General features: G+C 49.5%; 22 protein-coding genes. 20 read left to right on the forward strand and 2 right to left on the reverse strand.

Going from position 1 to position 24,289, the window contains the following annotated elements:
- The 10 genes from KOO63_00905 to KOO63_00950 form a co-directional block, all read left to right on the forward strand.
- A partial coding sequence (locus tag KOO63_00905; GenBank protein ID MBU8920393.1) for a hypothetical protein occupies positions 1 to 392 on the forward strand: 392 nt, incomplete at its 5' end.
- Positions 393 to 551: 159 nt separating this feature from the next.
- The gene (locus KOO63_00910; GenBank protein ID MBU8920394.1) at positions 552 to 3,443 is read left to right on the forward strand and encodes a chemotaxis protein CheA; all 2,892 of its coding nucleotides are present in this window, start codon (positions 552 to 554) and stop codon (positions 3,441 to 3,443) included.
- Positions 3,444 to 3,521: 78 nt separating this feature from the next.
- Positions 3,522 to 4,193 (forward strand): chemotaxis protein CheW, encoded by a 672-nt coding sequence (locus tag KOO63_00915; GenBank protein ID MBU8920395.1) that lies wholly within the window; start codon positions 3,522 to 3,524, stop codon positions 4,191 to 4,193.
- A gap of 44 nt (positions 4,194 to 4,237) precedes the next feature.
- Positions 4,238 to 6,193 carry a PAS domain-containing protein gene (locus KOO63_00920; GenBank protein MBU8920396.1) on the forward strand — a complete coding sequence of 652 codons (1,956 nt, stop codon included), beginning with the start codon at positions 4,238 to 4,240 and terminating at the stop codon, positions 6,191 to 6,193.
- 109 nt (positions 6,194 to 6,302) lie between these two features.
- Complete coding sequence (locus KOO63_00925) at positions 6,303 to 7,136, forward strand: protein-glutamate O-methyltransferase CheR (protein ID MBU8920397.1); 834 nt, start codon at positions 6,303 to 6,305, stop codon at positions 7,134 to 7,136.
- A gap of 72 nt (positions 7,137 to 7,208) precedes the next feature.
- Positions 7,209 to 7,658, forward strand: a complete 450-nt coding sequence (locus KOO63_00930) for a chemotaxis protein CheD (protein ID MBU8920398.1) — start codon at positions 7,209 to 7,211, stop codon at positions 7,656 to 7,658.
- Positions 7,655 to 8,548 (forward strand): HDOD domain-containing protein, encoded by an 894-nt coding sequence (locus KOO63_00935; protein ID MBU8920399.1) that lies wholly within the window; start codon positions 7,655 to 7,657, stop codon positions 8,546 to 8,548. The genes KOO63_00930 and KOO63_00935 overlap by 4 nt, the downstream gene beginning before the upstream one ends.
- Positions 8,523 to 8,918 (forward strand): response regulator, encoded by a 396-nt coding sequence (locus tag KOO63_00940; protein ID MBU8920400.1) that lies wholly within the window; start codon positions 8,523 to 8,525, stop codon positions 8,916 to 8,918. The genes KOO63_00935 and KOO63_00940 overlap by 26 nt, the downstream gene beginning before the upstream one ends.
- Positions 8,902 to 9,360 (forward strand): chemotaxis protein CheX, encoded by a 459-nt coding sequence (locus KOO63_00945; protein ID MBU8920401.1) that lies wholly within the window; start codon positions 8,902 to 8,904, stop codon positions 9,358 to 9,360. The genes KOO63_00940 and KOO63_00945 overlap by 17 nt, the downstream gene beginning before the upstream one ends.
- A 5-nt stretch (positions 9,361 to 9,365) precedes the next feature.
- A complete protein-coding gene (locus KOO63_00950; protein MBU8920402.1) occupies positions 9,366 to 10,418 on the forward strand; it encodes a chemotaxis response regulator protein-glutamate methylesterase in 1,053 nt (350 codons plus the stop codon).
- A 53-nt stretch (positions 10,419 to 10,471) separates the two neighbouring features.
- On the opposite strand, the gene KOO63_00955 is transcribed toward KOO63_00950, so the two are convergent.
- Positions 10,472 to 11,755, reverse strand: coding sequence for a hypothetical protein (locus tag KOO63_00955; protein ID MBU8920403.1), 1,284 nt, complete (start codon positions 11,753 to 11,755; stop codon positions 10,472 to 10,474).
- A 170-nt stretch (positions 11,756 to 11,925) separates the two neighbouring features.
- On the opposite strand from KOO63_00955, the gene KOO63_00960 reads away from it, so the two are divergent.
- The 6 genes from KOO63_00960 (at position 11,926) to KOO63_00985 (ending at position 16,483) form a co-directional block, all read left to right on the forward strand.
- On the forward strand, positions 11,926 to 13,224 hold the full coding sequence (locus KOO63_00960; GenBank protein ID MBU8920404.1) for an OFA family MFS transporter: 1,299 nt from the start codon (positions 11,926 to 11,928) through the stop codon (positions 13,222 to 13,224).
- A gap of 68 nt (positions 13,225 to 13,292) precedes the next feature.
- On the forward strand, positions 13,293 to 13,895 hold the full coding sequence (gene udk / locus KOO63_00965) for a uridine kinase (GenBank protein ID MBU8920405.1): 603 nt from the start codon (positions 13,293 to 13,295) through the stop codon (positions 13,893 to 13,895).
- A gap of 81 nt (positions 13,896 to 13,976) precedes the next feature.
- Positions 13,977 to 15,095, forward strand: coding sequence for a hypothetical protein (locus KOO63_00970; GenBank protein ID MBU8920406.1), 1,119 nt, complete (start codon positions 13,977 to 13,979; stop codon positions 15,093 to 15,095).
- A gap of 100 nt (positions 15,096 to 15,195) precedes the next feature.
- Positions 15,196 to 15,756 carry a GTP cyclohydrolase I FolE gene (folE, locus tag KOO63_00975; GenBank protein ID MBU8920407.1) on the forward strand — a complete coding sequence of 187 codons (561 nt, stop codon included), beginning with the start codon at positions 15,196 to 15,198 and terminating at the stop codon, positions 15,754 to 15,756.
- A 128-nt stretch (positions 15,757 to 15,884) separates the two neighbouring features.
- Entirely contained in the window at positions 15,885 to 16,046 is a 162-nt protein-coding gene (locus KOO63_00980; GenBank protein ID MBU8920408.1) for a hypothetical protein, read from the forward strand.
- Positions 16,047 to 16,093: 47 nt separating this feature from the next.
- Complete coding sequence (locus KOO63_00985; protein MBU8920409.1) at positions 16,094 to 16,483, forward strand: hypothetical protein; 390 nt, start codon at positions 16,094 to 16,096, stop codon at positions 16,481 to 16,483.
- Between the two features lie 95 nt (positions 16,484 to 16,578).
- On the opposite strand, the gene KOO63_00990 is transcribed toward KOO63_00985, so the two are convergent.
- A complete protein-coding gene (locus tag KOO63_00990) occupies positions 16,579 to 17,181 on the reverse strand; it encodes a hypothetical protein (protein ID MBU8920410.1) in 603 nt (200 codons plus the stop codon).
- 345 nt (positions 17,182 to 17,526) lie between these two features.
- On the opposite strand from KOO63_00990, the gene KOO63_00995 reads away from it, so the two are divergent.
- From KOO63_00995 to KOO63_01010, 4 genes are all read left to right on the forward strand, one after another.
- A complete protein-coding gene (locus tag KOO63_00995) occupies positions 17,527 to 18,477 on the forward strand; it encodes a sulfurtransferase (GenBank protein MBU8920411.1) in 951 nt (316 codons plus the stop codon).
- 380 nt (positions 18,478 to 18,857) lie between these two features.
- A complete protein-coding gene (locus KOO63_01000; protein ID MBU8920412.1) occupies positions 18,858 to 21,953 on the forward strand; it encodes a T9SS type A sorting domain-containing protein in 3,096 nt (1,031 codons plus the stop codon).
- A 210-nt stretch (positions 21,954 to 22,163) separates the two neighbouring features.
- A complete protein-coding gene (locus KOO63_01005; GenBank protein MBU8920413.1) occupies positions 22,164 to 23,777 on the forward strand; it encodes a glycosyltransferase family 39 protein in 1,614 nt (537 codons plus the stop codon).
- A 187-nt stretch (positions 23,778 to 23,964) separates the two neighbouring features.
- Entirely contained in the window at positions 23,965 to 24,102 is a 138-nt protein-coding gene (locus tag KOO63_01010; protein MBU8920414.1) for an integrase core domain-containing protein, read from the forward strand.
- Positions 24,103 to 24,289 lie beyond the last annotated feature (187 nt).

The following is a 24,289-nucleotide window of genomic DNA, read 5'->3' on the forward strand; positions in this document are numbered from 1 at the left end:
CACAGATCCTGCACAGCGTAATAGAGTACGATATGAGCGTCGTCCATGGGGGGTCCGGGCAGGGGGCGATAGAAAGGATGAAAAAGAATCCTGAAAAGTACCATCCCGATATAGTGTCCACTCTTACCGATATGGTTATAAGCAGGGAGGAGATGGAGGTGAAGTCGCTGAGGATCGGGGAGCTTGCCGCCGAGATGATCATCGACGAAGATATCCTCACGCGCAACGGGTTGCTCCTTATGGCCAAAGGACAGGAAATCACATTCTCGGCCCTGGAACGACTCCGCAAATTTGCTGTGATGAACCAGGTGAAAGAACCGATCCTGACTCTCGTGCCATACCTCGCCGAATCGGAAGAAGAGGAAGTCCCCGGGGAGACTGTCGAAACCTGATGCCCGGGTCCCGGGCAAGAATAATTAAAAAAAAGATTAAGGTATTATGCTCAGTTTCCGAAAAGAATCACAGTGAGTGGATTTTAATGCAGTCGGGTGAATACCAGTCATTTATTGCTAAATGAAAGCCTGTGGCTATGTCACCAAAGGCGGATGAATTTGAGTAAAGACACTGTTTCGGTAGATGATCGTTCAGCTTCCGTTGTGACTGATTCAGACAGGGACTTGGTGTTTCTGCAGGAGATAGTCGAAGAGATATCGGGTTCTATTGTAATGACGGATATCGATTATCCGGACACACTTGAAGACCTCTCCGGAATATTCAACAAGATCGATGAGCTCGACCTGGCTGATAGCGCCGATTCGATCGTCGAGCCGATAAAATTGTGTCATTCCATCCTTCAGGATGTCATCGATAGAAAAACGCGGGACGGAAATAAAGATCTAAAAGATATATCCGAATCTATAGCTAATCTTCAGAGAAAACTGGATCTGTTGATCAGGCCTTTCAATGGCGATCCCGAGATCGACACAATCGATAAGGATGCTGTCACGTCGCGTGAAAGCGATGGGCCCGAAGACGGAGAGGATATCTCTGTCCTCGAAGATGATTCTGGTCAGGGCAGTGATCCCCTGGTTCTCCCGGATTGGGTGGACGATTCGATGATGGCGGAGTTCGTGGACACACAGCGAACCCAGCTCGATGATATCGAAGAGATGCTGCTTGATATGGATGGAGAAGATGAAGATTCGAAAAAGAGGTTGCTGGGTCCCCTTCACACCATGAAAGGCGAAGCTGGGGTCGTCGGCCTGGATGGGCTGAGCCGGTTGTATCATCTTCTCGAGGATGTAGTGGAGGCTGAGACGGATCACGAGAGATTGCTGGATATCCTGTTGAAGTCAAAAGACTGGATCAGCCGGGCTTTTGAGAGCTATTTAAGCGGCAGGAAGCCTGAACAGTCTTTTGAGGAATTAATATCAGAGATCGAATCCAGCGTCGAATGTCCGGCAGACAGGCCGGAAGTGATGGAAAACGAGGATCCCGATGAATCGGTAACTGACTCAGAGACGCCTGATGAGATCGTTGATCTTTTCGAAGTCGAAGAGGATCTCGCGGAAGAAGTCACCCTTCAGGATATCGATTCAGACACGTCAGCCCCCGATGTAGAGCTATCGGACGATGTTGTAGCCGAACCCGTGGACCGGGACGAGGAAACGGTCGAGTTGATAGTTGATTTCCTGGAAGAGAGTGAAGAAGGGGTCGCGTCCTGCGAAGAATTACTGATGAAGGTCGAATCCGGTGATGCGGATTCCGAGACGATCAATGCTCTGTTCAGGGTCTTCCATACGATCAAGGGTGTATCAGGGTTCCTCGATCTCAAGTTCATGCAGGCTCTTGCTCACCAGACGGAGACGATGTTCAGCATGGTCAGGGATGAAATAATCGTATTCGATGGAGAGTATGTGGATATAGCGTTCGACGCGACTGCCATGATGCGCAATATGTTGACCGGCCTGGGTGAAGCCGTCAGGAAGAGTATGAGCACTGTTTCTCCCGAAGGTTTCGGAATACTCATAGCGAGACTGAAAAAAGCTACCGAGACTAAAAAGGATGAAAACAGTGAGGAATCAATAGTCCGGGAAGAAAGCGGGATCGTGGAAAATCAGGCAGAAGAAGCAGGAAATGATTCAGCCATACTGGCTGTCGAGACTCCAGAAGATATCGAGATCTCCACGGACCAGGACGACATAGTGGATTCCAGGCCTGAAAAGGATGAACCCGAACTACAAACTGAAGAGGTTGTGACCCCGGTTAAGGATCAGAAGGTAACACCTCCCGCAAACTCTTCCAGAAAGCCGGTTCATGTCAAGAGTTCGCTTCGCGTGGACGCTGAAAAACTCGACAAACTTGTAGATATGGTCGGAGAGCTTGTAATCGCCGAATCGATGGTTGTGCAATCCGATGAGATAATGAACCTGAAATCCCCATCCCTGATGAGCAAGATAAACCGTCTGGACAAAATATCCAGAGATCTGCAGGAGATAGGCACATCGCTCAGAATGGTTCCACTCAAGGGTGTATTCCAGAAGATGACCAGGCTTGTAAGGGATCTTGCCCGCAAGTCTTCGAAAGATGTCGAGATGATAGTGACAGGAGCCGAGACGGAACTCGACAAATCCGTGGTGGACAGGATCGGAGATCCTCTCGTCCATATGATAAGAAATGCCGTTGATCACGGAATTGAATCCTCGACAGAGAGAAAAAAGGTCGGAAAGTCGGAAGCAGGAACTGTCAAGCTGAGTGCTTATCACAAAAGTGGAAATATATATATAGAGGTCGAAGATGACGGCAAGGGCCTCGATAGAGATGCTATTCTGGCAAAAGCGATCGAAAGAAATCTCGTCTCAGAAACCGACCAACCTTCGGACAGTGAGATTTTCAACATTATTTTCGAGCCGGGATTTTCAACGGCAAAGACGGTCTCAGACGTTTCCGGTCGTGGTGTGGGGATGGATGTCGTAAAGAAAAACATCATGGCGTTGAGAGGTAAATGCGACATACAGTCCGAGTCCGGAAAAGGCACTCTCTTTACGATCCGGTTGCCCCTGACTCTCGCAATAATAGATGGATTGGTCATTAAAGTAGGCAACCAGCGATATATCGTGCCTACGATGTCCGTGGTCTCATCGTTCAAACCTGTGCCGGAAGATATTTCCGTGGCGATGGGTCACGCCGAGATGGTCATACGCCACGACGGACTGTTGCCATTATTCAGACTGCATAGATTTTTTAATGTTCAAGGTGCCATGGAAGAACCGAGCGATGCGCTGGTCATGGTCGTTGATGATGGTGAGAAGAAGATCGGGATGCTGGTCGACGAACTGCTCGGGCAGCAACAGATCGTGATCAAGACGATGAGCGGAGAGATGAAGGGTGTTCCCGGCATTTCGGGAAGCGCCGTGATGCCGGATGGGAAAGTGGCATTGATCATAGACATCGGTGGTCTGATAAAGCTTGCGAAGCAGGAAGGTCGGAAGGAAAGCGGATAGGATGAGGTGTTCCGATTCCTGAATCATGGTGGACTGAGAATCGGGAAAGTGAAATGTGAACTTAAAAGGAGGATGGTTATGGGAGAACCCAGTGTGAGAGATCGGAAGGCCGTGTCAGAGCTGTTGGCAGCGGGCTTGAGGTCAGCCGAGTCCGGGAAATACTTGACGTTCAAGATTATGGGCGAAGAGTACGGCATAGAGATCCTGAGAGTAAGGGAGATAATAGGGCTGATGGATGTGACCTCTGTCCCACGGACACCACCATTCGTCAAGGGTGTCATCAATCTCAGGGGAAAGGTAATCCCTGTAATCGATCTACGCGTAAAATTCCTCATGGAGCCGGGGAAGACGACTGAAGAAAGCTGCATCATCGTCGTTGAAGTTGCTACAGATGAGCAGGAAGAGAATACACTCATGGGAATCCTGGTGGACAGTGTGTCGGATGTACTCGATGTCCTGGACAGCCAGATCGAACCACCCCCTGATTTCGGGGTGAATGTGGATATGGGTTATATCCTCGGAATGGGAAAAATAGAAAAGAAAGTCGTCATGCTTCTAAATATCGACAAGGTCCTGACCATCAACGAAGTCGAGACGATTCTTGATACGAAATCGAAAGTCGAAGCATCGGCCGATAAAGTGACAGAGAATGAAGAAGCGGAAAGTACGGAAGAAGCGGAAAGTACGGAAGAAGTGGAAAGTACGGAAGAAGCGGAAAGCGAAAAGGAAGCAGTCGAAGAGACTGTATGAGCTGACAGTGAAACAGACGATCAATTGATCAAGGAGGAAGAAAGATGACTCAGTCGAAGAATTCACCCAAAAAAGGGACATCAAAAAAGGCTTCGCTGGATATCCACAAGGTTATCGATGCGGTCGCAACGCCCATGTTCATCACTGGCCTGGATCTGAAAATATCCCACATCAGCAAGTCCGCACTTGGTGCTATGGGGTATACCAAAGAAGAAGTCGTTGGAAAGATGACCTGTGCCGATTTCTGCAAGACTCCGATCTGCGGGACGCGGGACTGCACGCTTAAGAATTGCTTCGAGACTGGCGAAGACATTGTCGGTTTTACGATTGCGGAGAACAGAGCGGGCAATAAATTCCCCGTAGCTGCCTATTGTTCGGCTATTTTCGATGATGATGGAAACCCGATCGGCGGCATGGAGATCATAGCCGACCAGACGGAGGTCGAAGATCTCAAGTTTAAGACAGAAAACATTCTGAGGTCGATCGGCGCCGTCATGTTCGTCACAGACGAGAACCTTCTGATCACCTCGATCAACGATGCGGCTCTCAATGCACTGGGGTATATACGCGAAGAGGTAGTGGGGAAGATGACCTGTGCCGATCTCTGCAAAACGCCTCTCTGTAATACGTCAAACTGTACGATCAAGACCTGTATGCGTACAAAGGAACTGGTAGTGGGAGAAACTGTCGCGGAGGCGAAAGACGGAACGAAGATCCCGGTCCAGGCTGTATGCTCGGCCCTTTTCGACAAGGAAGGCAAGCCCTACGGCGGCATGGAAGTAATAGTGGATCAGACAGCCCAGAAAGAGACTATCAAGATCGTCAAGGATCTCATCACTTCAGCATCCCAGGGGCGGCTTGAGGAACGTGCTGATATAGGCGACTCAGAGGGAGACTACAAGATCCTGCGGGAAGGGATGAACACTCTTCTGGACGCCGTTGTAGAGCCGATAAAAGAAGTGATCGATGTGTTCGAGGCAGTCGCAAACAGAAATATGCAGATGAGGGTGACAGGAGAGTATGAAGGCCAGTTCAAGGAGTTGAAGGACAATATTAACCGGGCGATCGCCAACCTGGACTCAGCTCTTTCCCAGGTCAAGGAAAGTGTCGGCCAGGTCGCTTCCGCTGGAGAGCAGATAGCTACCGGAAGCCAGTCCATGGCGCAGGGAGCTTCTGAGCAGGCAAGCAATCTCGAAGAGATATCCAGCAGTCTCGAAGAGATTTCCTCTATGACCAAGCAGAATGCCGAGAACGCGAGCGAAGCGAAGAACCTCGGGGATTCATCGAAAGAAGCTACGGGGAAGGGCGATGAAGCCATGACCCGGATGTCTGAAGCCATTATCAAGATCCAGGGATCTTCGAACGAGACCGCGAAGATCATCAAGACGATCGATGAGATAGCTTTCCAGACCAACCTTCTCGCTCTGAATGCCGCGGTCGAGGCGGCAAGGGCCGGTGAAGCCGGAAAGGGCTTTGCAGTGGTCGCCGAAGAAGTAAGAAACCTTGCCCAGCGCAGCGCCGAGGCCGCCAAGAGTACTGCGGAACTCATCGAAGAGTCACAGGCAAATTCCCAGAACGGTGTCGCGGTATCGAGCGAGGTAGCTGAGATCCTCAACCAGATCGGCGACGGAATAGGCAAGCTGACTCAGCTTGTAGCGGAGGTAGCCGCTGCAAGTGACGAGCAGTCAAAGGGAATCGAACAGGTCAACGAAGCTGTTGGGCAGATGAACACGATCACCCAGCAGAACGCGGCCAACAGCGAGGAGTCTGCCAGTGCCGCTGAGGAACTCAACGGACAGGCGAATGAACTGAATGGTCTTGTTGGGACCTTTGAGATCACACAGAAGGAAATGTCGTTCAACAATCCCGTGGCACAGGCGCCCCAGGGCCAGCCGGGTATCAATGCGGCTCCCAGAAAAGCCACGGCAGCTGTCAAAGGTGAGAAGAAAACTCCTGAGACCGTCCTGCCTCTGGATGAGGAAGAGTTGATGCAGTTCTGATCCATACCCGGGAAGGATTCGGAGGGAAGAATGGCGTTACAAGCCTTTCTTTCCCTCCGTATCCCTTCCCGTTTCCTGATCCATACTATAGGAAAGGTGAAGACTTGAGATGAGTGTAGTACTGCTTGAAAAAGTTGAATTAAACGATAGACTATTCGAGAAATACAAGGATCTTGTATACAAAAGAAGCGGGATTTCTCTCAATGATAACAAGAAGATACTTGTGCAGTCACGCCTCGCAAAGCGGTTAAAGCTGCTTGGTCTAAAGGATTACAAGGAGTATTACGATTATCTTATGGGCGATGAATCGGGCGATGAACTGAGTAATTTCATAGATGTCATATCGACGAATGTGACTCACTTCTACAGAGAGGCGGAACATCTCAAGCTGCTTGGGAAGGTCGTAAGCGATTGGTCAAAAAGTGGCCGGACCAGGTTCAGGTTCTGGTCAGCAGCCTGTTCGTCAGGTGAAGAACCATTTTCGATGGCGATTACCATCGCGGAAGCTCTCAAGGGCAGGAGAGCTGATGTGAAGATACTTGCCACCGATATCTCGACCAGGATTCTCGCGAAGGCGAGAGCCGCTTGTTATCCGGCCAAAGCTGTCGAGAAGATCTCACCCATTTTAAGAGAAAAATATTTCGACAAGAAGGGATTTGGAGAGGACGCGATGTTCACGGCCAACAGCAAGCTGAAAAATCTGGTTTCGTTTGCCCGGATTAACCTTGCGGAGCCGCCTTATCCGATGCAGGGTCCATTCGATATCATATTCTGCAGAAATGTCATGATCTATTTCGATGTCAGAGTGAAGAAAATGCTGTTTGACGAATTCGGGAAGCTACTTTCTGATGCTTCATATTTGATGGTCGGCATGTCCGAGAGCACGACCGGACTCGATGTGTCATACAGGTCTGTAGCCCCATCAGTATATCGCAAGATCTGAAAGATGATGTGACAGGGAAGTTGTTGAAATAGAAAAGAGATCGATGTGCTTTCAGTTGTAGCAATTTCAGATATGAAGATAAGTGACAAAATGGATGATATCCTGGTCACCTATTCGCTCGGTTCCTGTATAGGATTATCCGTTTACGACCCTGTGGCGAAGGTCGGCGGAATGGTCCATTGTATGTTGCCTCTGTCAAAAGTGGATCCGGCAAAGGCGAAGACAAATCCACATATGTTCACAGATATTTCAATCCCTACCCTTCTTGAAGAGTTGTTCAAAAGAGGAGCTACCAGAAATAATCTTGTTGTCAAAGTAGCCGGGTGTTCAAGCCTTTTGGACAACAAAGGACTGTTTAAGATAGGTGAGCGGAATTATACGGTCTGCAGAAAGATCCTGTGGAAGAACAATATCCTGATAGATGGCGAGGAAGTAGGAGGGGCGAAGCCAAGGACCCTTCTTTTGTATATGGATTCCGGAAGGACAACCGTAAAGAATGCGGGAACGGAGGTAGAGATTTGAAACGAAGAGAAGAAATATTAAAAAGGTTGAAAAAAATTAATGCTATTCCCGGGGCTGGAGTCACAGTGATCAATTTGCTTCAGAATCCGGATTTCGACGTGAACGATCTCATCTCCCGTATCGAATTCGATGCATCGCTCACCTCCAATGTCCTGAGAATGGCGAATTCCTCGATGTATGGTTACTCGGGTACTACAGGATCGCTCAAGGAAGCAGTTGTGAGGCTTGGAGCAAACAACATATACAAGATGGTCGTAGCCTCCGTCGTAGCCCCCGTCGCCAGGCAATCGATAAGGGGATACGATCTTCCTGCGGGAGAATTGTGGTTGCACGCTGCTTCTACAGCCGTAGGGATAGAGAAGATAGCTCTGCATATGAATATCAAACTGCCGAATTATGCTTTCACTGCGGGTATTCTACACGATATCGGAAAGATCGCTATAGGCACGCTGCTTGAGGTGGACGACGAACCGATCAGGTTCCTTCTCAGAAGAAAACGATATTCGTTTGAAGTCGCGGAAGAGAAGGTCCTCGGGATCAATCACGCTGAAGCAGGGGCCATACTGCTCAAGAGCTGGAATTTCCCAGAAGAGATAGTGGATGCTGTCAGATGGCATCACGAGCCGAGCAAAGCCTCAGGAGATTCCACAGTGGTCGAATTGCTGCATCTTGCGGACTCATTCAGCATGATGGGTGGATTCGGGAATGGGAAAGACGGTCTTTATTACAAACTCGATTCGGACGTGTTTGAAAAATATGGAATAAAGAATAATAAAGCTGAAGAGATCATAGCGAGTATCACACTCGCTCTCGAAGAATTGAAAGACTGTTACGAAATTGATTTTTCTCTGGGAGGAAAAACCGATGTCACTGAATGTTCTAGTTGTTGATGATTCCAAGATCATTCGCGCCGTAATCAAAAAAACACTTGGCCTGTCAGGTGTTCCTGTCGCCGAGTTCTACCAGGCGGAAAACGGCCAGGAGGCACTGGATATCCTGAAAGACAACTGGGTAGACATAATATTTGCCGATATCAACATGCCGGTCATGAACGGGATCGAGATGGTGGAGAGGATGGCAGAGGATGGGATCCTGAAAACCACTCCCGTGATCATGGTCTCGACGGAAGGTAGCGCCTTGCGGATCAAGCAGTTGAAAGAAAAAGGAGTCAGTGCCTATATCCGCAAACCGTTCACACCGGAACTCCTTCGAGAAGTAGTGGATTCGATTGTGGAGGTGAGATGTGCAGATTCAAAATGACATAATCGACACTGTCTTCTGCGATGTCCTGGAGCAACTGGCATTCATGTTCGGAGAGAGTGTGCCTGTCGATGAAATGCCGGAAGCTGTCGATAATGGCCTTGCTGCTACAATGAATTTCTCGGGAGATTCAACGGGTGTGATCACACTGGTCATCCCGGCGGATATGCGGGGAGAATTTGCCGATAATATCCTCGGGATGGATCTGGATGCCGATGCCGGAGTCGAGGACGAAGACGATGCAGTTCGAGAAGTCCTGAATATTATCGCTGGTAATGTCCTGACCGCCCTTGCTGGAGAAAACGCGTTGTTCGACCTGGCTGTTCCCGAAACGAGGCATATCCTCTCGGATGAATGGGACAGTATATTGAGTGACTCAGGGTCGATATGCTTCATGCTTGATGAAATGCCGGTCATTCTCAATCTTGCAGTCGAGGGATAAGATATATGCCTATAAAAGTCCTGGTAGTCGATGATTCAGCCGTCGTAAGAAGAATATTTACCAACGAGCTTTCCCGTGACCCCGAGATCGTAGTCGTAGGCACGGCTCCGGATCCATATATAGCCCGCAACAAAATAGTCCAGCTCAAACCTGACGTGATCACTCTGGATGTAGAGATGCCCAGGATGGATGGCATCACATTCCTGAAGAAGCTTATGCATTACCATCCGATACCTGTGATCGTAGTATCCTCATTGACTCCCAAGGGAGGCCAGGTCGCAATGGAGGCCATCGATTCCGGCGCGATCGATGTTATGAGCAAGCCCGGAGAGGCTTATAGCGTCGGGGATATGTCTGTCGAGTTGATCGACAAGATCAAGGCGGCGGCAAGGGTCGATGTCACAAAAAAGATATCAGATCAAAAAAAGATCGTTACCACGGGACAAAAGAAACTGTCGATGACTGTGACGACGAACAAGATCATCGCTATCGGCGCGTCGACGGGCGGAACGGAGGCGATTACATCGGTCCTGAGCAGAATGCCGAAGAACGCACCTGGAATATTGATAACCCAGCATATGCCGGAATTTTTCACTAAATCTTTTGCTGAGAGGCTCAACGAGATCTGTGAGATCGAAGTGAAGGAAGCGGAGCATGGTGATTCGATCGTTTCGGGGAAGGCATTCATCGCGCCGGGGAACAGCCATATGCTCGTCCGTAGATCGGGAGCCAGGTATCTCGTTGAAGTCAAGGATGGTCCCCTTGTCTCCAGACACCGCCCTTCAGTGGATGTGTTATTCAAATCCGTGGCGAAGTATGTGGGAAACAATGCGATCGGCATAATCCTCACAGGTATGGGGAGGGATGGGGCCGAAGGATTTCTGGAAATGAAGAAAAACGGTGCATCGAATATTGCGCAGAATGAAAAGAGTTGCGTTGTCTACGGAATGCCGAAGGTGGCAATAGAGCTTGGAGGCGCGGATAAGATCCTTCATCTCAGGGACATACCGGCAAAAGCGTTGAAGCTGGCAGAAGAGAAGATGTTGCAACACAAATGATCCGGCAGGGTCCGCTGTCTGTCATTGCTCCCCGGGCCTTCTCCAAAACAGGGTCAGGGTCTGTGCCCTGAAAGGAACTGGTAACAGGTCGATCCTGTTACGTTGGCGAATTCCCCCTCCCCGAATATTCTTATCGTCGAATCCATGTCTGCGACCAAGTTAAGAAGAGGAATCACCGTTTCCTTTCTTCTCATAGCGAGAGCAAGCGGATTGGTCACGATATTTTTCATGCAGTCTCCTGGGGCGTTGATAAAATCTCCATAATCTCCCACGCACGCGCAGCAGAAGACCATCCTTCCCTGGGGTGAAATAAAGACGTTATGAACGAGATGGACTCCCTCGCCATGCTCGATCATGAATCCTTTTGTTTCCCCGCAGCCGTTTGACTCGACCAGGTCGAAAGGGTCCACATTCAGGTAAGTGAAGGGGTTGAAACTGGAACAGGAGCGGTTTTCGACCTCAGCCTTCGAGTATCTGCCTTTTTTGAAATTCCGTAACGCATTTCCCACAAGGCCTATACTCTGGTTTGGTATCCCGTAGATATGTGGTGCGGGAAGCCCTTTGTCGATGGAGTTGGTCCACACTCTTTCAAGCATCTGCTCAATCGTGCTTTCCGGGGGGGGGCTGTGAAAGATATCGACGGAAAGGCATATTCTGACGTTGCTATCGTATTCGGTATTGTTTGCCGTTTCGGCCCAGGAGCCTATCACCGTCTCAGCTTTCTCCGCTGAAGATGCGAAGCGGCCGTTGGTAAGGATCCACAGATCGTATTCGGGCAGTGTCTTCCTGATATGGCGTATCAGGTCTTTCTGATGACCGAGCCGTTCTTTTTCGGAGAGTGTTTTCCCGTCTTTCCCCAAAGGCCAGCAAAAAAATTCGCCTCCACTGAGTCTGATGGACGGTTTTCTGAGGTTAAGCTTGAATGTGCCCTCGCTTGTCACCCAGGTGGATTCGCAGTCACGGTGAGTAGCGCACACATTATATTTCTGGAGAAGGGCATAGGTAAGCTGTTCCGGAGGGGAAAGCAATGAATCGAGTTCATGGCATTGGTTGGATCCCTCGTGTCTGAAAGTACCATTTCCGTAAATTTTTGGCAGGATCTTGTGAATGCTGTGGCGGGCAATGTTGTCGATGGCCTTGAAGGCGTTTTCAGGAGTCATTGACTCGGGACGCTTAGGGCCGGATTCAGTTATACAATGGCTACAACTGTCATTGCACTTGAAGGTAAGATACAGTTCGGCTGAGTTAATGTGAGCCTCGGGCATCCTCGGGTCCGGGACAGACAATATGCCGTCTACTATAGCTTTCTTGATGATTTTTTCTCTAAGATCGTCCATCCTCGACTTCCTTTTGCTGCTGACCCCAAGACTCCGGAAGATTCTTCTGAGCGAATAATAGACACGATATATCGAGGTGGCCGGTAGTGTCAATGCTGATTTCACATTGACATTTTTCCCTTCGGATGATATTCAGAAGCCTGACCTGTTTATCAAGAAGGAGGGTTTGAATGAGTGACCGTAAAGTTATGAACAGGTGGCTCGTCGTTGTGGGAGCGATTCTGATACAGCTCTGCCTCGGCGCCATCTACGCATGGTCGGCTTTTACCAAGAAGTTAACCATTGATCCTTTCAATCTGAGCAAGACCCAGACCCAGATCATTTTTTCGGTCGGTCTGTTGTCGTTCGCCGTCGTGATGGCCCTTGTCGCGGGTAAATGGCAGAAAAAGGTCGGTCCCAGGACCGTGGCCCTCACGGGGGGACTCGTTCTTGGAGTCGGTTATGTTCTGGCAGGACTCGCTGGCTCGAGTTATCTCGGGATCCTTGTCGGTGTCGGTGTGCTCGGAGGCGCCGGTATCGGTCTGGCCTATGTCTGTCCAATAGCAGCACTGGTCAAATGGTTTCCCGACAAGAAGGGCATGATCACCGGACTGGCAGTCGCCGGTTTCGGATTCGGCGCCCTGATATGGATCAAACTCACCGGAGGGTTCAAGTTCGGCCCGGTCGATCTTACCCCCGGATGGGGAGGCCTCTATGGTATGGGCTGGTCCGTCAATAATATCTTCATACTCTACGGCATCCTGTTCGCTGTGCTCGTAGGTATCGGTGCCATGTTCATGGTCAACCCTCCAGAAGGATGGACACCTGCGGGCTGGAATCCGCCCTCCAGTGCCGAAGCTGCTGTTTCGGGTGGAAGGGATTTCACTGTAGGCGAGATGGTCGCTACTCCGCAGTACTGGATGTTGTTCAGTCTGTTTGTCGTTGGAGCGACTGCCGGCCTTATGGTGATCGGTGTCATCAAGCTCTTCGGAATCGATGCTTTGACTGGTAGCGGGTTTGAACCTACCAAGGCCAATATCATCACCGGGACGGCGATGGGGCTGTTCTACGCGTTGATGAACGGACTCGGACGTATCATCTGGGGTATGATATCCGACAAGACCGGCAGGAAGAACGCGATCGTCCTCATGTCCCTGATTCAGGGTATCATGATGATCGCCTTCTACTTTATCGGTGGGAACGAGTGGGGACTCTACCTGAGTGCGGGTATAATAGGATTCAACTTCGGTGGTAATTTTGCCCTGTTCCCGGCTGCTACAGCAGATTATTTCGGTAACAAGAACGTCGGCACGAACTACCCCTGGGTCTTTATGGCCTACGGTGTGGGTGGGCTCGTCGGCCCGATCCTCGGTGGAAAGATGGGAGACGCCCAGGTATGGATGTACGCCTTCGTCCCCGCCGGGATCGCCTGCCTTGCGGCCGCCGCCATCGGAATGTTTTTGAAGGCTCCGAAGAAGATCGAGGCGTAGGAGCTTTTCAAACGATAAGCACAATAAAGGGGGCCGCGGTGCGGCTCCCTTTTTGATGAGGGAGAAAGATGATCATCGGAATAGCGGGAGGCTCCTGCTCGGGAAAGAGTTCGATTGCGATGGCGCTCGCGGGGATGATAAGGGGAAGACCCGTCTTCATCCTCGGGCTGGATTCGTACTACCTCGACCTCAAGGACCTCGAGCCGGAGGCAAAAAAGCTCCATAACTTCGACGAGCCGGCGTCTCTCGACATACCACTCCTCGTGGACAACATAAAATCACTCGCCGCGGGGGGAGAGGTCCCGATCCCGATCTACGATTTCGGGACCCACACACGCCTGCCGGAAGACCGCTGGGTCCGCGTATCAATAGACGACAACGCGATCATCGTCGTCGAAGGGCTGTTTACTCTATCGATCCCCGAAATAAGGAAACTTCTCGACGTGAAGGTCTTCATCGACGTTTCGCACGAGACATGCCTCCAGCGCAGGATCGCCAGGGACATCGAAGAACGCGGCAGGACCAGGGAAAGCGTCATCGAGCAGTATGAACGGACCGTGCAGCCGATGTTCGAACTCCACGTATTGCCCGGGCGGGAACACGCGGGTCTCATTGTCGAGGGCAAGGACCCGGTCGGGGAATCCGCTGAGAAGATCCTCCATATCATATGATATTGACATTATTGTTCAAATCCCTAGATTATAAGTAGCACCCCCGCCGCAACGAGTAGTACTGTATCCAGGGGTAATCGAATGAAAAAACTTATCGTTCTCCTACTGATCCTGTCGGCATTTTCCATATTTTTTTATGCATGTAACGATGATCCAACTTCAGCGATCCCTGACGGACCTCCTGTCAACGAACCTCCCGTAGTCCAGATAACGAATCCGAGTGACGGCGAGATCATCGTCGATCAGATGGGAACATTCTTCATAGGCTCGGCGATAGACCCGGAAGACGGAGAGTTGCCTCCGGATTCTCTCGTATGGAAATCCAACAAGGACGGGGTCCTGGGGAAGGGGAAGGTCTTCCTGTGTCAGGAGTTGTCGGTAAACAACCACACCATCACGTTGACCGCGATAGACAGCGGCGGAAACCGCAGATCCGACACCGTGAAGATCCATGTATGGGAATCCATTCCCCGGAATATAAAGGTGCTGTTTATCGGCTCAAGCTACTTCGGTTATAACAATCTTCCCCTCATGTTCAAGACTCTGGCCGAGGCCGCAGGGAAGGGCGTGGAGATCGGAGAATACATTGTCGGCGGCATGCGTCTCGATTACCACAGTACAAATCCCGCGACGGAGGCAAAGATCAACGAGGAGGACTGGGATTTCGTGATCCTTCAGGGGTCCAGCATAACTGCGGCGTATCCCATAGATCACCAGTATATATTTCCTCCCTTTACATACCATCCCCTGGTACCCTCCCTGAAATTGTTGAAAGAAAAGATCGAAGCGAATTGCGCCTCTACGAAAACGGTCTATATGATGCCCTGGGCATACGAGAACGGAAATACATGGGTGGAGGGATACGACGACACGTATTTCGATATGCAGCTGTTGATCTACGACAACACCATACTCTTCAGTGACGAAGTCCCTTTCATGACGGCTCCAGTGGGCTGGGCGTGGAACACCGTGCTCAGCGAAGTGGAACAGCTCCACTACCTGTATACGGAAGATATGAGTCACCCGTCGTACAGGGGATCCTACCTGCTGTCCTGCGTCATCTATTCGACTTTTTTCCGGGAGGACCTTGAAGGCACCGAATGTTACCTGGGCATACCCAGGGTCGAAGCCGTCTATTTTCAATCTGTCGCAGCTGACATCGTCCTTGACGATATGAAATTGTGGAATTTGATTCCCTGATCCGAATGACATCGGATTTATCAATCTTTGAAAAAACCTCCGAATAGTGATACTCTCATGCTATCAGATTTGATCTAGTATTCGAGAGGGAGATGAAAGCATGGAAGAGCATGTGAGGGAGATACTCAAGTCGTTGGGAGAAGACCCCGAAAGGGATGGCCTGCTCAAGACTCCGTCGAGAGTGAAGGAATCGCTGGAGTTTCTGACGAGCGGATACCGGGAGGACATCGACAGCGTTCTCAGTGGATCGGTCTTCGAGGAGGAGCACGATGAGATGATCATCGTCAGGGACATCAGTCTCTACAGCCTCTGTGAACACCATATGCTCCCTTTCTTCGGAAAATGCCATGTCGCCTATATTCCAAAGGGAAAGATCATCGGCCTCTCCAAGATCCCGAGGATCGTGGAGATATTCTCCCGGAGGCTCCAGATCCAGGAGCGCCTGACAAATCAGATAGCCCGCACGCTCATGGACCACCTCAAACCTTATGGGGTAGCCGTCACGATAGAGGCGGTGCATCTCTGTATGGCGATGAGAGGTGTGAGGACAAGGGACTCGTTGATTATTACAAGTTCGATGCTCGGCGCCTTCCGGAACGACAGCAAGACGAGGATGGAGTTCCTCAACCTCATAAAGGGGAACGACAGGCATAAGTGGTAGGGGCTACTTCATGGGCAACATTCAGATTCTTATGAATAAAATATGCAATTAACACGAACTGCTAAAGGGCGAAATTGGTTAAGGCAGTCTGATGCAAAGTCAGACTGGATCTTGAACAGGAGGGTAGTATGGACAATAACTATGCGACTGTCGGGTATGTTAATTTTCTTTTCGGGCTGTTTTGTGCAAATTGGGCAAAAAATACTGATCGAAGTGCCTGGGGATGGTTTTTCTTTGGGTTCTTTCTGGCCCCGATTGCAGGGCTGGTATTAGTAAGCAAGAAAAAATAGTGGTTTAATTTGTTCGTATATATTCCGGTAAAAGGAGGGAAGGATCCATGAAAAGCAAGTTCTTTATCCCGGCCGCGACCGTGATTGTCGGCGTTCTTGTCTGGGTCGCCTTTCTCTTGTTGTGTGAAAAGGGCAAAATAGCCATTGAGCAGTTGAAGTATCTCGGAGTAGGTTTTAGTCTGGTAGTGGCTGGTCTTATGGTTTATTCCGGTTTTAGTTGCCGCCAGGTGGGCGGCCCCCGTTATGGCAACATCATCCGAACCGCCATGCTGATCATCATGGCTGCAATCACCTACTGGAGAATAGATATCATTCCTGCAGTCCTTCTGGCGGCTGGAACCATTTTTACGATCATATTTGCTCTAATGAGTGAACTGCCAGATGCCTCGGAAGAGTCCAGTTCGACTTTGGGCCAGGCAGAAAATAAAACCGATTAGGATGCATGTGTCTGCAGCCGTCGGAATCTTCTTTGTCACTCCGGCTGGAGTGGCAGTGATCGAGCCAGTGAAGCTCGCGTCTGAATCGAAGCTTGCTAAAAAAGGTCGATTTGCTCGGGCTTTCTACTTTTTTGGTTTTTATCCTTCTCTTTTTTTTGTGGCCGCCGAAGCGGGGATCTTTTCTTTCGCGGCTGCTTTTTTTGAAGTTCCGTTGGGACTATCTGCCTGTAGAGAGATGACTCCCTCTTAAAAAAACCTTCGGTGTGGAAAGAGTCTTCAAGATCGAAGTGCGCGAAGTCAATGTGATGACAGAGTTCGTGGAGTACGGTCCGTATGAACGACTTGAAGGCGACCACCTGTCCCTGCACGGCGGTTTTCATCCAGACGGTAAGTAGGGGAGTCTCACCCTCCGTCCACTCGTAAAGGCCGTGCAGTTCCTCGGCTTCATTTGACGGGCGCCTCGTGCTGATCTTTACAATGAGGCGTTCTATGGCCAGGTCCTCGCAAACCAGTCGGCAGATCTCGGAGGCGTGTCTTGCTACGTCGCGTCGCCTGTTACCTTCGAGTGATCTCTTGAGTCTTATTGTCGCGGGGTGTATATCGCTTGGGTTCTTGATGTGAATGCTCTCTATGGCATCGCTCTTCCTGTAGATCCTTTTATTGGCCGCGCTCAGATTATCGTAGTATGGAAATGGCATATTTCGCCTTTACGAATATTAATTGTTCGATCATCTTTCACTGAATATACCGCCGCAGGTATTATAGGAAAATAAAATATTCTGGTGACATCTACTGGATCAGCTCCGATTTTGTTGATCGTCTCAAGTCCGGCTCTGAGTGAGTGATTCAATTGCACGATAAGTACACCGACTGGTCTTAACCTGAAGTAGCTGCAAGGATTTTTATCACCGCATCCGGAGCGGAGATGCCAGGGCGTTCTCGGGCCTTGTGTCCATATGGGAGAGTCCCCCGCTCCTGTGGCGCCGCAACTTTTCGGTCGGCGGCTCGTATCTTATCTATAACATTCAACAAGGGAGAACCTTATGTCACTTCGCAATTGCTTATGCAGACTCTCTATTTTCATGGCAGCATTGATATTTATTGCCGGGCAGGGGATATCGGAAACAAAGCCAGGTCTGAACACGAACGACACGATGGGTACGCTCGTGACAGCGGACTGGCTGAGTCGACATCTTGATGATCCGGATCTGGTCATACTCGACTGCACTGTACGCATCGTGCCCAAAGAAGGTGGCGGGATGGATGCGATGAGCGGTCGGGGCGATTACGAGAAAGGCCATATTCCGTCCGCGCAATTCGCCGATCTTATGGGAGACCTTTCCGATGTTGACAGCCCGATGAGCTACACTCTGCCGACTCCGGAGCAGTTCTGTGCCGCCATGGGTGCGCTGGGTGTCGGCGACGATTCCCGGGTTGTCCTGTACGACAGTTACGGCTCGGTATGGGCCGCGCGTGTCTGGTGGATGTTGAGGTGGGCAGGATTCGACAATGCCGCATTGCTCGATGGTGGCTTTAGGGCCTGGACCGCCGGGGGCAGGCCGCTGTCTACCGAGGTGGTCAAACCTCAGATGAAAATGCTCACAGCTGATCCACGGCCGGCCTTGATCGCCGATCGGGACGAGGTGTTCGCTGCGATCGAAGACGACGCGGTCTCACTGATAGATGCGATGCACAAGCCTCACTTCACGGGGCAGATGGTCATGTACGGCCGACCCGGACATATTCCGGGCGCTGTTAACATCCCCGCAATGTCGTTGCTCGATGAAACAGGCAATTACCAGTCGCATGATGATCTTGCCACGATGCATGAGGGCGACCGCGAAGGGCGTGTCATCACCTATTGCGGTGCGGGAATCGCGGCATCATCTAATGCCTTTATCCTGCTGCGTCTCGGCTTCACCGATGTAGCCGTGTACATGGCCTCACTTCAGGAATGGGCCGCCGATGCTGCCAACCCGCTTGTAGTCGATTGACACGGACTGCATGCAAGATTTCTACCGCCACTTGTGGCGGGGCTTTCGTTTGATCTCACGTACTGCTTTTTCAGGATCTCTTTGCTTTCTCATGGTACACTCCTTTGGTATTCTTAGTTAACCAGAAGTGTCCATTAATTTAATTCTTGAAACTGTCTCACTTCAGCTGGCAGGATACATATTATAAGGCTTAAAAAGCGTAAAAAATAACACAAATATTTACTAGAAAACGACATAAGGTGCTGATATATAGAAGGTAATAGCGCGTAAAATAAAGTTTACCTAAATATATGTTGATATCTAATTAACGTTAATATACGTTTCGAGTGTGTTCTAAATAAACGGCTTTTCAATTTATTAAATCAAATGAAGGGGGAGGCATGAATCCACGTAGTGCGTCATCGTGTATTGTGGTTCTTGCGATTCTGATGGTGCTGACGCTTGGCACATTTTCAGCTGTCGTCCACGCATACGACACTGCAACTGGCACAAAACCTGAGCTCCAGGCGAAGCAGACCTTAAGTAGTAGTACTAAAGCCGTTTCGCTTTTTGAAGTAGTGAGGGACGGTAGCGACCGGTATGCCGATATTTCAGACATACTTGAGGATTTATTCAGTATTTCGTCTGACGAATTGTCTGGTTTGGATGACGATGTAAACCAGATAGTAATAGGGGATGTCTCAGATCTTACGATAGCGAATCTTGCAGCTCTGCTCTGTGTAAACACTGTCGATCTGGGGGAAGAAGGATACGTCATTGTTTCGAAGGAAAACCCGAGATCCACTAATGGATCATGGATAGTACTGATAGTTGCTGCTTCTGGTTGCTCAGATGGAGTACTCAATGGTATCTATACTTTTATTGATCTGGTCGAGGATAGTGGTCCAAGTGTCATCGGGGACCATTATATAAGAGATTATCCGGACAGTCCGTTCAGGGCTGTATTTCACTGGATTCCAAGAGTCGAGGACTCCGGTTCCTCCTGGGTGACTGAAAGAGTAGACAGCCTTGAGAAACTCGAAGGAAAAGGGTGTAATGCGATTCACCTGGGTGCCGCGGATTTCTGGGAAATGGATAGCACTCACTATAATGGTCTGACAGCTGATGGACTTCATGGCCGCTGGATCAATGAATTTGCATACAATTGCAGACAACAGAATCTTGAACCGATCCCACAACTTTGGGCAGCACCTTACAGAGTCAGGATCTGGCACCCTCTATGGAGAGAGGGTGAGTTTATCGAGGATGAGGTGTTCAATATTGAATACGATACTGGAGAAGAAAAATATTTTCTTGAACCTGCGATCACTCCCTTTGACAACGCAGCCTACGACATGGATTTTTCAACCTGGACCTCCTGGTCGAGCAACTGGAATCAGCCGACGGGATGGACGCTGAACTCCACAAATGGATACCTCAGTTATTCCGGCAACACATTCGTAGGTCCCAGTCAGACATTTGATGCTTCGGAATTCAGTCCAGGGAGTTTCTATGTCCTCGAAACGAAAGTTTCTGACGTCTCTACGGTCGAGGACGGTGCTATACCGATGGTGTATGTGATGGTTCACCTTGGGGAACCATACAACGATTGGATAACCATCTTTTTTGAAGTGATAGCCGATTGTGAAGGTGAAGCGACCCGGGATTATTTTTTCTGGACGCCTCCGACTTTTTCCGGAAAACCTTCGGATTACCCGACTAACGATTATGAGGATTTTCCACTCTGGGACTATATTGATCAGGTCTCGATTAAAATTTACACTCAGCCGGGCCCGAGTACATGTTCGATGAATCTTCACAGTTTTTTTCTTGAACGAAGAGCCAGTGCACTCAGGAACGTCATGATCGACGAAGGCAACGGCCTGGATGTTGAGATAAAGGACGAGCTGAGATCGACCTGCTCCACGGGTGACTATAGCATCATCGAACCGGACACCCTCTTTTCTTACAGGATGCTCACGCACAGGTATAACGTTCAGGACGACCTTGTCAACAACCTCACACGCATCGAATGGACAGCTCAGGATATTCCCGATTCAGTTTTCGTCAGCTACACTGCAGGTGTACCGCATGACTGGACGGGTGAGGGCCAGATGACGACCTATTGTTTGAGAAATGAGGAATACCTCGAGTATATGGAAGATGTGCTGGAGACCTATTACAAGTCGTATACGGTGGATGTAAACGGAGTGATTTCCTACGCCTTGAACCCGAAGTATATCGATGTGCGTCTGGACGAAGTGAGAGGTACAAACCGTTGTGGCAGGTGTGAGGGATACGGTTGCAGTAACGGTGAGCATTTCACTGAATATCTCAACGAACTGAGGAGTATGCTCGCCGGCTTGGTATCTCAGTACCCCGCGGCAGCGGAGACGAAATTCATTGTATCGGCGAACATGCTCAGTCCCTGGCGAAATGGGGACAATCCCGCGTATCAATTCCAGTATGGTGGTCCATGGGGTGCAATGGAATCTGATGTCCTCGCCGACCTTAATACTCCAGGATGTGACCTGATCTTCACTATGACTCATGTGGATGAGTCTGAAGATGCCAGGGACGCAGGCTGGCCTCAGAGTGCCGGAGCACTAGGACAGGACAACCTCTATGTCGTTGGAGGTATGTCGTATGAAACTGGAGCGGATCCTGATTTTCCTGAAGATTGGGCGGTGAACAGCACCTGGTATGCGGATGATGCCATGGGTTTCACTTCGTTGGGATATAACGAGAACCACTACGATTCCGAATATCGATTGATCGACTATGCATGGAAGAAGTATGCAAATCCTGACGCAACACTGCAGGCTCACATAAATACCTATACCTTTGTCACTGATGAGACTGTTGGAAGGACCGTCGAGATAGACGAAGGGGAGACAGTCGTCTTTAAACCTTTCGGTACGGTTGAGATGCGCGATGAAGATACTGACCACTACCAGATTACTGCTGCGACGATGGATTGGGACGAAATGCTCCCTCCCAGTGTTTCTAGTATCCTTAACTCAGGGAGTATCTCGCATACGTTTAACGCGGATGGGACATTCGATGTGGAACTGGAAGTCGAAGCGCAGCCAAATGGGAGTGGGACACCGATTACTGCAACAGCGACAATAACTGTAGAAGTCGAGGATTCTGACCCCGACCCACCGTCTCCCGGTGGTAAGGACAACCCCTTCCAGACAGTTCAGACTCCGATTCCAGAAGCTTACGCTTTACATCAGAATAGTCCAAATCCGTTCAACCCGATAACGAAGATCACCTTTGACCTTCCTGTGCAATCGATGGTCAGCCTGTCGATTTACAACGTAAAAGGTGAAATTGTAAGGACCCTCGTTAATGAACAGTTGCCGGCTGGATACAAGAAAGTTGCATGGAATGGAAAGGACAACAACGGGTCGACGATGGCTTCCGGAGTCTATTTTTACAGGATAGTGACGGAGGGATTGGTCGCAACGAAGAAAATGATTCTTCTTCGCTAAATTTTGTGAGAGTTATACACATTGTTCTATTGAAGCAGCGCCCCACTATCGGGGCGCTGCTTATGTGGTCGAACTGTCTGAGGGAATATATGCGCGAGTGTTTGATGGAAGATACAAAATGCGGATTCCTCGGTCGATTTGACAGGATTGTCTTGAAATCCTGAATGCTTATCGAATAGTATCCATTTGTCTTTATCGAAAGATGACTCTATGCAACAAGACGATTATCTGAATCTAAAGAATCGTCCTTCCCGAGCACTTGTCGGCATTTGGATACCTGCCCTTTTCATGATCGCTGTTCTGATCGTGGCCTCCTTCCATGATTCGTTCGAAGAGTGGGATGGAGTGATGCAATATTTTGCAGGGAAGGAATTGCTTTCCGGAGAAGGCTATACTGGATGGCCGTCGCATTTCTGGCCGCCCCTGTATTCGCTCCTGACAGGTCTGTTTTCACTGGTGCTATCAGGATTCCAGGCGGCAAAAACAGTTTCTATTCTGGCAGGGGTGCTCTCGCTGTATTTTGCGTACCGTTTTGCGCTGGAGTTGTCAGGGAGCGAAAAGATCGGACTGCTTACCCAGGCCTTTCTTTTTCTTAATCCGATATTCTTCCTATCCGCGATTCAGGCGGAAAACCATATGCTCGACACTATGTTCTTTATATGCAGCCTCTTCCTGCTGATGAAGATCCTTCGTGGTGATGGCGCAAGCATCAGGCAATTTGTCATCCTTGGTATTATCATCGGCCTCGCCGCGCTGTCCCGCTACACGAGCTACTCACTGGTCCCTGTTGTGATCCTCACTACTCTGATAATATTCAGGATGAGAGCGCTCCGGTATGTGCTGGCATTCTCAGCCGGGTTTATTGTCATATCCCTGCCATGGTGGGTGTACAACGCATATGTCAACGGGTCACCCTTTCATACATGGCAATATCTGAATATCGGTTCGAGATTATTTCCTGACAGAAATGTCTGGTGGTGGAGCAAGCAGGCTGAATTCAATGGCATAATGGAAATCGTTTTGAAGTTCCCGTCCGTCTACTTGAAGAATATCTTCAAGAATCTTCTGCTCAGCAATATTGTCATCCTGGATTGTGTTGGAATCCTGACTCCGCTGATGCTGCCTGCCGTTTTTGACAGTTTTCTGACTATGAGAATGAGAGTATGGGCGCCTCTGTTCGGCGTCTTTTTGACTTTTACCGCTCTGGTCTGTCAGGCCTTCGTCTTCGAGCAGGTATATTTAAGCTGGAGTATCGTCCTTACGGTCTTGTGCGTCATGTTTCTTGCGAAATATGTCGCCCTGTCCGGCCAGAAGTATGGATTTATTAATAAATACAACATCGGAAAAATCCTGATCGTCGTCTTGTTTCTGGGGGCAGCGTTCATTACGTCTCGCAGGTTGATGAATTACTTGAGATCTGATGAATACGACTCTGGCCAACTGGCTGACGTTTCAGCAATAAGTCAGGTCCTTCGAGAGCATGATCAGGAGATCTCGACGAAGTACATAATGGCGACTCATCCGTCCAGAGCCTACTACGCAGGATCTTTTTACCTTATGGCACCGTTGTATTATGAGGGGTCGCTGGAAGACCTTGTGCGATATGAAGGCCTATCGGGAAAAGTGAGAGAATATGCACCCAGATATCCATTATCCACCGAATCATCAGGAATAGAGGCCGATTACCTGGTCTATGACACTGCCCTCAAGGCGGTACTGCCGCAGTTCGCTTTTCTTCTTGAGAAGGATTCGAAAGATGTGCCGGCGAATTTCATCCTTCTCTATCTTTCTAAAGAAGCCGCTGTATATGAGATATTGAAGTAGATCGACACCTTCCGCCAGTGCGGATAGTCACATCTTCTCGATAGTGACCGTTCCAAGCACCATGACCCAGTACGTATAGTTTTGGGTGTCGTCTATCTCGAGGATACCGTCATCAAACACGGCGTTCTGTAGGAGTACCAGACCTAGCGAGACACTTCAGAGTATATATACTTGAGGAGGTCTCATAATGAAGAAAGAGATACGAGATTATTTGAATCTGCAGAGAAAGCTGGCCACATGGGAGGAGTTCTACAACTTCAATCGACCGCATGGAGCACATAAAGGAAAAACACCTTATGAGGCACTAAGGAGTATGTTAGAATAATTCATCAATGTGTCTCACTAGCATGACAATATTACACTCGCTAGCCTTCCAGCCTGGCTGTACAGGACGGTGCGCATCACCAACCATTGTCAGTAAATGAATGCAAGTTTGTGACTTGATGTGCCTTCAAACCAAGCACAAAACTGCTGATGTCTCTTGAATAGCGGACGTCGTTCCTGTATAGTGC

The organism is Candidatus Latescibacterota bacterium (assembly GCA_019038625.1).
GTDB lineage: Bacteria > Krumholzibacteriota > Krumholzibacteriia > Krumholzibacteriales > Krumholzibacteriaceae > JAGLYV01.